Annotated in this window: 8 protein-coding genes; 5 read left to right on the forward strand and 3 right to left on the reverse strand. The window is 72.1% G+C overall.

Annotated elements, in window-relative coordinates; genetic code table 11:
* Positions 1 to 835: ParB N-terminal domain-containing protein (locus CCR87_RS06980; protein ID WP_201156839.1), on the reverse strand; the 835-nt coding region annotated here is incomplete at its 3' end.
* A 2-nt stretch (positions 836 to 837) separates the two neighbouring features.
* Entirely contained in the window at positions 838 to 2,247 is a 1,410-nt protein-coding gene (locus CCR87_RS06985; protein WP_201156840.1) for an AAA family ATPase, read from the reverse strand.
* A 580-nt stretch (positions 2,248 to 2,827) separates the two neighbouring features.
* On the opposite strand from CCR87_RS06985, the gene CCR87_RS06990 reads away from it, so the two are divergent.
* The 5 genes from CCR87_RS06990 (at position 2,828) to rfbA (ending at position 7,343) form a co-directional block, all read left to right on the forward strand.
* A complete protein-coding gene (locus CCR87_RS06990) occupies positions 2,828 to 3,823 on the forward strand; it encodes a replication initiator protein A (RefSeq protein WP_201156841.1) in 996 nt (331 codons plus the stop codon).
* Positions 3,824 to 3,903: 80 nt separating this feature from the next.
* Entirely contained in the window at positions 3,904 to 4,494 is a 591-nt protein-coding gene (gene rfbC, locus CCR87_RS06995; protein ID WP_201156842.1) for a dTDP-4-dehydrorhamnose 3,5-epimerase, read from the forward strand.
* An 8-nt stretch (positions 4,495 to 4,502) separates the two neighbouring features.
* The gene (gene rfbB / locus CCR87_RS07000) at positions 4,503 to 5,564 is read left to right on the forward strand and encodes a dTDP-glucose 4,6-dehydratase (RefSeq protein ID WP_201156846.1); all 1,062 of its coding nucleotides are present in this window, start codon (positions 4,503 to 4,505) and stop codon (positions 5,562 to 5,564) included.
* 43 nt (positions 5,565 to 5,607) lie between these two features.
* The gene (gene rfbD / locus CCR87_RS07005) at positions 5,608 to 6,456 is read left to right on the forward strand and encodes a dTDP-4-dehydrorhamnose reductase (protein WP_201156843.1); all 849 of its coding nucleotides are present in this window, start codon (positions 5,608 to 5,610) and stop codon (positions 6,454 to 6,456) included.
* Positions 6,453 to 7,343, forward strand: coding sequence for a glucose-1-phosphate thymidylyltransferase RfbA (gene rfbA, locus CCR87_RS07010; RefSeq protein ID WP_201156844.1), 891 nt, complete (start codon positions 6,453 to 6,455; stop codon positions 7,341 to 7,343). Before rfbD ends, rfbA begins: the two co-directional genes overlap by 4 nt.
* A gap of 35 nt (positions 7,344 to 7,378) precedes the next feature.
* On the opposite strand, the gene CCR87_RS07015 is transcribed toward rfbA, so the two are convergent.
* The gene (locus CCR87_RS07015) at positions 7,379 to 8,230 is read right to left on the reverse strand and encodes a VPLPA-CTERM sorting domain-containing protein (RefSeq protein ID WP_201156845.1); all 852 of its coding nucleotides are present in this window, start codon (positions 8,228 to 8,230) and stop codon (positions 7,379 to 7,381) included.
* Between the last annotated feature and the right edge of the window lie 231 nt (positions 8,231 to 8,461).

Consider the following 8,461-nt stretch of genomic DNA (forward strand, 5'->3'; position numbering starts at 1 on the left):
CCAGAAGGTCCTCCAGCACGCCCAGTTCGGCCTCGGGGGTGGTGGGGGCGGCCTGTGCCAGACCCGCGCGCAGGCGCCGCGGAAACTGCGCGTCGTCCTCCAGCGCCTGCGCCAGCCGCAGGCCCAGCCGTTCGGGGATGGCGGCGGGATGGCGCAACACCCCGTCCAGCGTGCGGTAGATGCCGATGAAGCTGCCGATCTTGGACCGCCGCGCCCGGCTGGTGGCGCCGAACAGCGCCTGCAACGCGGCCCGGTCGCCGGGGAACACCCCGGCCTCGGCGGCGCGGGCCACGATGCGCGCGCGCTCGTAATAGGACAGCCCGGCGCGGATCTCGTTTTCCTCGACCATGGCGACATAGGCCTCGGCCGCGCCTTCGGGGCGGCGCAGCACCGCCAGCACGGTGGCAAAGCGCGCCTCGCCGGTGTCGCGGTGCAGCGCGCGCAGCGCCGTCAACCGTCGCCACCCCGAGATCAGCCCGTACCGCCCCGGCGCCAGTTCGCTGACCTCGATGGCGGTGCGCTGGCCATGGGCGCGCAGGCTGGCGAGCAGGGCCGCGAAGTCCTCGCCCTCGGGGGCCAGGCGGTCGCGCACCAGCCAGCCGTCCTCGATCTGGTCCAGCGTCAGGCGCAGCGCCAGGCGGCCTTCGGCGCGGGCACCGGCCAGCGCGTCCGACACCTCGCGCAGCGCGGCCGCAGTGGCCTCGGCGCCGGCCACGCGGGCGATGGGGGGGGTGGCGCGATCCGCCGGGCGGCTGGTGGCGGCCTCCGCTGTCCCTGCTGACGGGTCTTGCGCGGGGAGGTGTGAGGGCAGGGGGGTCAGGCGGCGCCGGGCCATCGTCAGCTCCCTTCGGTGGCTGTGGCTGTGGCCGCATCGCGCCGCCACACGCTGTGCAGAAGCTGCTTGAAGGCGGCATAGGTGGCATCAAAGGTCTCGCGCCCGCGGATGTAGGTGTCGCGGTTGAAATCCCGCGGGTCGGCCTCGTAGAGGCCGCGCACCTGCTCGCCGGCCTGGCCGATCAGGGCGGTGAACTCCTGGCGCTGGGGGGCCAGCGCGCGGCCCATCCAGGCCTGCATCAGCGACGCAAGCTCCGCCTGCTGGGTGCCGTCGTAGCGCGTGATCAGCGCGCGCACCGCGTCCCATTCGAACGCGAGGCCGGGGCGGCCGAGCGCGCGCGCGGCCATGTTCTCCCCCTCCTCGATCGAGGCGAAGGTGGCGTGCAGCATGTCGAAGAACCGCCCCGTGGAGTCGAACTCCAGAAAGCTCGCGCCCGTCGGCACCAGCAGGATGTCGGCCGCCGCCAGCCCGTTGATCGTCAGATACCCCAGCGCGGGCGGGGTATCGAGGAACACCAGGTCATAGTCGTCCAGCACCCCGTCATCGGCCAGGCTGTCGCCCAACGCATCCCACATCTTCCAGCCCCGCGCCGCCATCCGCCACACCGGGATCTGGAATTCGGCCCAGTAGAGGTTCAGCTGCGCCCCGATCAGGTCGATGTTGGGCCAGTGGGTGGGCTGGATCACGTCGCGCGCGGTGATCTTCAGCGCCTCGTCCAGGGTTTCGTCCAGCGCCTGGGGGGCCTCGCCCCGGTCGGCGCGGGCGCGGTTGTCGGCCTGCATGTGGCGCGCGTAATGCCGCGCGATCAGCGGAAACACCGTGCCCCACTCATCCGCCACCCGCCCCCCGAAGATCGAGGTCATCGAGCCCTGGCTGTCGAGATCCACCACCAGCACCCGATACCCGTCGAGCGCCGCCGCCATCGCCAGATGCGCCGCGGTGGAGGTCTTGCCCACCCCGCCCTTGAAGTTCGCCACCGCCACCACCTTGGCTGGCAACCCCTCGGGGCGCCAGGGCTGGTATTCCTTGGACCTGGAGCCTTCGGCCGCCAGATGCGCCCGCAGCCGCAGCACCTCGTCGAGGGTGAACCATCGGGTGCCGCCGCCGGCGTCGGTCCGCCCCTGCGGCAGCTCGGGGTTGGCCTTGAGCACCCGGCGCAGATGCGCGGGCGCCACCGGGATCAGATAGCGCGTCACCTCCCAGGCCGAGAACCGCCGCAGCGTGCGTGTTCCGGCCGCATCCAGCCCGCGTGCCGCCAGATCGGCCCGACCCTGCGCACAGGCCGCCGCGATCCGGGCAAGCTCCGCAGTGTCCACGGGGCTGTTGGCGGGTGTGTCGGTGGCGCTGCCTGCATCCGGGGGGCTGGGCTGTGCGCGGGTCCGACCGGCCGGGCGCGGGGGGGGCGTGGACATGGGGACAGCCTTTCGGAGTGCGCACTTTGGGGCCATGTGCGCTTTTTCATCGCATATCCCCATTTGGGGCGCACATGTCGATCCTCTGCGGTCCTCTGCCGGATTTCTTTTTGTCCCTGTGCCTTTTTGGCGACAGCGCCATCGGCCTGTGGCCGTTAATATCTGTTAGGTAAGTTGTTACAGTGCCAGGGTCTGTCGTCCAAGCCCCTTGAATGACTGGCGTTTCTGGCCCCGTGTGGGGGTGTGGTGAATCCGATCCCACGTTCGCGCGATTCCGGTACCCCGATCCTGCGATTCCGATCCCACGATCCGGCGATGCGCGGGATGCCGGCCGGGGTGGACCGGTCCCGGGGGCGGCGATAGCGTGGGCGATAACGATACCACGAAGCCCGCCGCCCCGCCGCGACCCCTGTCCGAGGGGCCGTCCGCCGAGGCCTCAGGCAGGGCCGCAGAGGGGATGCAGAGGGGACGCAGCGGGGACGGTGGGGCGGCAGGTGGCCGCCGGACGGGTGCAACGGACGGGCGTAACGGATGGGCAGGGAGGCAGGCCTTGGGGCAGGCGGGCGGGACGAGCGGTGACATGACGGGGGGTGCGGGACGGGCGCTGGCGGGGCCGTCCACGCCGGATTTCTTCCTGTGCGATTTCGCGGGCGTGCTGCCCAAGGACGACATGGCCTCGATGGAGCATCCGATCTTCTCGCTGGCCACGCGGCCCGATCTGCGGGTGCTGCATTATGCCCGCGGGCCGGTGCAGATCACGGTGACGCCCTCGGTGCGGGGCCGCGCGACGCTGTTCGACAAGGACATCCTGATCTATTGCATCAGCCAGCTGATGGGGGCGCTGAACGCGGGCCAGCCGGTGTCGCGCACGTTGTCCCTGCGCGCGCACGATCTGCTGGTGGCCACGGGACGCGAGACCTCGGGCGACGGCTACCGCCGGCTGGTGGACGCCTTCGAGCGGCTGGCGGGCACCCGCATCACCACCAACATCGCCACCGCCGAGACCACCACCACCACCGGCTTCGGCCTGATCGAGAGCTGGCGCATCGTGCGCGCCACGCGCGGCGGGCGCATGGTGCAGGTGCTGGTGACGCTGTCGGAGTGGCTTTATCGCGCGGTGCTCTCGAGCGCGGTGCTGACGCTCAACCGCGACTATTTCAGCCTGCGCAAGCCGCTGGAGCGGCGGGTCTACGAGATCGCCCGCAAGCATTGCGGCCGCCAGCCGGAATGGCGCGTGGGGCTGGCGACGCTGGCGGAGAAATCCGGCTCCGCCTCGCCGCTGCGGGTGTTTCGCCGGATGATCCGCGACATGATCGCGGCCGACCCCTTGCCCGACTACACCCTGTCCGAGGGGGCGGGCGACATCCTGGTCGTGCGCCGCCGCGTGGTCCCCGCCGCCCCCGGCGAGGGTCCCCACCTGCGCTCCGCCACCCTGGAGGAGGCCCGCCGCCGCGCGCCGGGCTGGGACGTGCATGCGCTGGTGGCGGAATGGCGCGACGTCTGGGTCCGCACCGGCCGCGCGCCGCTGCGCAGCCCCGATGCGGCGTTTCTGGGCTGGCTGGCGCGGCGGGTGTGACGCCGGCCGCGCCGGGGGTTGGCGTGCGCGCGCGATTGCGCCATGACGGCGATGACCCGAGACCCGCCCCGAGAGGTACCATGCAGATCGCCCCGACATCCCTTTCCGGCGTGGTGGTTCTGACGCCTCGGGTTTTCAGCGACGCCCGTGGGCGGTTTTGCGAGACCTGGAGCCGTGCGCGGCTGGCCGAGGCGGGGATCGACATCGATTTCGTACAGGACAATGAGTCCCTCAGCCGGCCTGTGGGGACGTTGCGGGGGTTGCACTACCAGTCGCCGCCGATGGCGCAGGCCAAGCTGGTGCGGGTGGTGGCGGGGGCGATCCTGGACGTGGCGGTGGATGTGCGCCGCGGCTCGCCGCGGTATGGCCAGTGGGTGGGGGTGGAACTGAGCGCGGACAGCGGCCGCCAGCTGCTGGTGCCGGCGGGGTTCCTGCATGGGTTTGTCACGCGGGTGCCCGACACGGTGGTGGGGTACAAATGCTCGGCGCCCTATGCGCCCGAGTGTGACGGGGCGGTGGCGTTTGGCGACCCGGATCTGGCCATCGACTGGGGCCTCGACCCGGCCGCCGCCGTCATTTCGGACAAGGACGCGCGCGCGCCGCGGTTTCGTGACTGGACCAGCCCGTTCGATTACACCGGGCCCCTGCCCTGGGAGGGAGCGGACGCATGAAGATCCCCATGAAAATTCTCGTGACGGGGGGCGCGGGCTTCATCGGCTCGGCGGTGGTGCGGCGCGCGATCGCCGACGGGCATGCGGTCGTCAACCTCGATGCGCTGACCTATGCGGCGTGCCTGGACAGCGTGGCGAGCGTGGCGGATCACCCGGCCTATGCGTTCGAGCATGCCGACATCCGCGACCGCGCGGCGCTGGACCGCATTTTCGCAGCCCATGCCCCCGACGCGGTGCTGCATCTGGCCGCCGAATCCCATGTCGACCGGTCGATCGACGGGCCGGGGGAATTCATCGACACCAATGTGCGCGGCACCTTCACGCTGCTGGAGGCCGCGCGGGCGTACTGGGAGCGCGCGGGCCGGCCCGGGGCGTTCCGCTTCCACCATGTCTCCACCGACGAGGTCTATGGCTCGCTGGGCGCCGAGGGCCAGTTCACCGAGGCCACGCCCTATGACCCGCGCAGCCCCTATGCCGCCTCCAAGGCGGCGTCCGACCATCTGGTGCGCGCCTGGGGCGAGACCTATGGCCTGCCGGTGGTGCTCACGAACTGCTCCAACAACTACGGTCCCTTCCACTTCCCCGAGAAGCTGATCCCGGTGGTGATCCTGCGCGCGCTGGCGGGCCAGCCGATCCCGATCTATGGCGCGGGTGAGAACGTGCGCGACTGGCTCTATGTCGAGGACCACGCCGAGGCGCTGCTGGAGGTCCTGCAGCGCGGCCGGCTGGGGCGGTCCTACAACATCGGCGGCGAGAACGAGGCGCGCAACATCGACCTGGTGCGGATGCTGTGCGCGATCCTGGACGACCGCCGGCCCGAAGGCGCGCCGCACGACCGGCTGATCAGCTTTGTGGCCGACCGGCCCGGGCATGATGCGCGCTATGCCATCGACCCCACGCGCATCCGCACCGAGCTGGGCTGGCGGCCCTCGGTCACGCTGGAGCAGGGGCTTGCGCGCACCGTGGACTGGTATCTGGCCAACGAGGACTGGTGGCGCCCGCTGCTGGCGCGCCCCGGCGTGGGCGCGCGGCTGGGCCTTGCGGGCGCCACGGCGGGCCAGGGGGCATGAGCGGCGGCGCACATCGGCCCCCCGCGCCGGGTGGGTCGCGGGCATGAGCGCGCCGATCCTGGCCTTCGGCCGCAGCGGGCAGGTGGGCGGGTACCTGGCGGCGATGCCCGGCGTGGTGGCGCTGGGGCGCGACGCAGCCGATCTGTCGGACCCCGACGCCTGCGCCGCGGCCATCCGCGCCCATGCGCCGGCGGCCGTCATCAACGCCGCCGCCTGGACGGCGGTGGACGCCGCCGAGGGCGACCCCCGGGGCGCGCATCTGGCCAATGCCGCCGCCCCCGGCGCGATGGCGCAGGCCGCGGCCCGGCTGGGGGTGCCGTTCGTGCACATCTCCACCGATTACGTCTTCGACGGGTCGGGCGACCGGCCCTGGCGGCCCGACGACACGCCCGCGCCGCGCAATGTCTATGGCGCCTCCAAGCTGGCGGGGGAACGGGCGGTGGTGGCGGCGGGCGGGGTGCATGCGATCCTGCGCACCAGCTGGGTGGTGGCGCCGCGGGGGCGGAACTTCGTGACCACCATGCTGCGGCTGGGCGCAGAACGCGACCGGCTGACGGTGGTGGCCGACCAGATCGGCGCGCCGACCCCGGCGGGCGATCTGGCGGCGGCCTGCCACGCGGTCGCACGCGCGCTGATCGACCGGCCCGATCTGTCGGGCACCTATCATTACGCGGGCACGCCGGACACCAGCTGGGCGGGGTTCGCGCGCGCCATCATGCAGGCCGCGGGCCTGGCGTGCGCGGTTGCCGACATCGCCACCGCCGACTGGCCCACCCCCGCCGCGCGGCCGCTGAATTCGCGGCTGGACTGCGGCAGCTTCACCGCCGCCTTCGGCGTGGCCCGGCCGGACTGGCGCGCCCTGCTCCATGACCTGACAGGAGACACCCCATGACCGTATCCAGCGCCTCGGGCCGCAAGGGCATCGTGCTTGCGGGCGGATCGGGCACACGGCTGTGGCCGATCACCATGGGGGTCTCCAAGCAGCTGATGCCGATCTACGACAAGCCGATGGTCTATTATCCGCTGTCGGTGCTGATGCTGGCGGGCATCCGCGAGATCGCCATCGTCACCACCCCCGAGGACCAGGCCCAGTTCCAGCGCGCGCTCGGCGACGGCAGCGCCTGGGGCCTCAGCTTCACCTGGGTGATCCAGCCCAGCCCCGACGGGCTGGCGCAGGCCTATACCCTGTGCGCGGATTTCCTGGCGGGGGCGCCGTCGTGCATGGTGCTGGGCGACAACATCTTCTTCGGCCACGGCCTGCCCGAACTGCTGGCGCGCGCGGATGCCCGGACCGCGGGCGGCACGGTGTTCGGCTACCACGTCGCCGATCCCGAACGCTATGGCGTGGTGGCGATGGACGACGCGGGCCGCGTGACCGAGATCATCGAGAAGCCCGAGCGCCCGCCGTCCCCCTATGCCGTCACCGGGCTTTATTTCCTCGACGGCACCGCGCCCGCGCGCGCGGCCCGGGTGCAGCCCTCGGCGCGCGGCGAGCTGGAGATCACCAGCCTGCTGCAAAGCTATCTGGAGGAGGGCGCGCTGGAGGTCGAGCGCATGGGCCGCGGCTTTGCCTGGCTCGACACCGGCACGCATGCAAGCCTGCTGGACGCGGGCAACTTCGTGCGCACGCTGCAGGACCGCCAGGGCCTGCAGACCGGCTGCCTCGATGAAATCGCCTGGACCCAGGGCTGGATCGACGCCGATCAGCTGCGCACCCGCGCGGCCCGCATGTCCAAGAACGCCTATGGCCGCTACCTCACCGGCCTGCTGGAGGGCTGAGAGGGGGGACCCTGTGCACGAGGCCCCCGGTGCGATCAGGCGCGGCGGCGCCAGCCCACCGCGCCCAACCCCCCCAGCGCCACGAGCAGCATCCACCCCGCCGCCGGCAGCGGGATCGGGCTGGGGGCGAGGGTGTCGCCCCGGCTCAGCATCGGGCCTTGCAGCACGCCGTAGTCCTCGGTGCCGGCCGCGCGCCAGTCCATGCGCAGGCCGGTGTTGCCGTAGCGTTCGTAGAAGATCATCTTGAACGGCACCGCGCCATCGTCCCCGGTGGTGTGGCTGAACAGGCAGCAATCCATCTGAAAGGTGCCCGAGACGCGGAAGGTCCGGGTCTCGTGGTCGGGGTATTCGGGATAGACGCCGGCGGGGTGGCCCATCCAGGTCGCATTGCCGTCGTCCGAGCTGATGCGGAAGTCGTAGGTGGTGTTCGGCGCCAGCAGCAGGGTGCCGGTGAAGCGCCACAGCGACAGCCGCAGCGGCTCTCGGGGGACGATGGCCCCGTCCCGCAGCACCAGGCTGGCGGCATCCGTCCCGAGGAAATCCGCCACCGTCCCCGCCCCGGTCCCCGACGAGATCACGGTATTGGCCCCCTGCGGATAATCGAAGGCGGTGGCGACGAAGCGGCCGTCCGCGGGGCGCGCGCGCATCGCGTCCTCGGTGGCGGACAGGATGGCGTCCTTGACCCGCGCCTCGGCGGGCAGGTTCGCATAGGGGTCGGTGTTGAACCACACCTCGCCCAGCAGCCCGATGTGGCTGGCGGCCTGAACGGCGCTGGCGGCCATGCCCAGCACGGTGGTGATGCAGGCCGCGCCCAGCACGCCGCGCACCCGCCCCGCACGCAGACCCCGCGCCGCGGCGGTGGAAAAGGAAAAGGGGAGGGAGACCATGGGTGGACCTCGCTGGGTGGGGGCGGCCGACCGCGGACACGGGCGCCGGACTGTCCGGATGGCGCCATTCTCTGCCCCGCCCGGTCCGCGTTCAATCGCGCGGCCGGACAGGGCAGGCGGGCCGACGGATGGAGGGCTGTCCGAACGGACAGGCCCGGAGGCGCTGCGCACGGGGTCCCGATGGCATGAGCGCGCCCCGGGGCAGGGGTGGCACAGGGGTCTGTACGGGGG

Origin of the sequence: Rhodobaculum claviforme, from assembly GCF_016653255.1 — a bacterium.
Classification (GTDB): domain Bacteria; phylum Pseudomonadota; class Alphaproteobacteria; order Rhodobacterales; family Rhodobacteraceae; genus Rhodobaculum; species Rhodobaculum claviforme.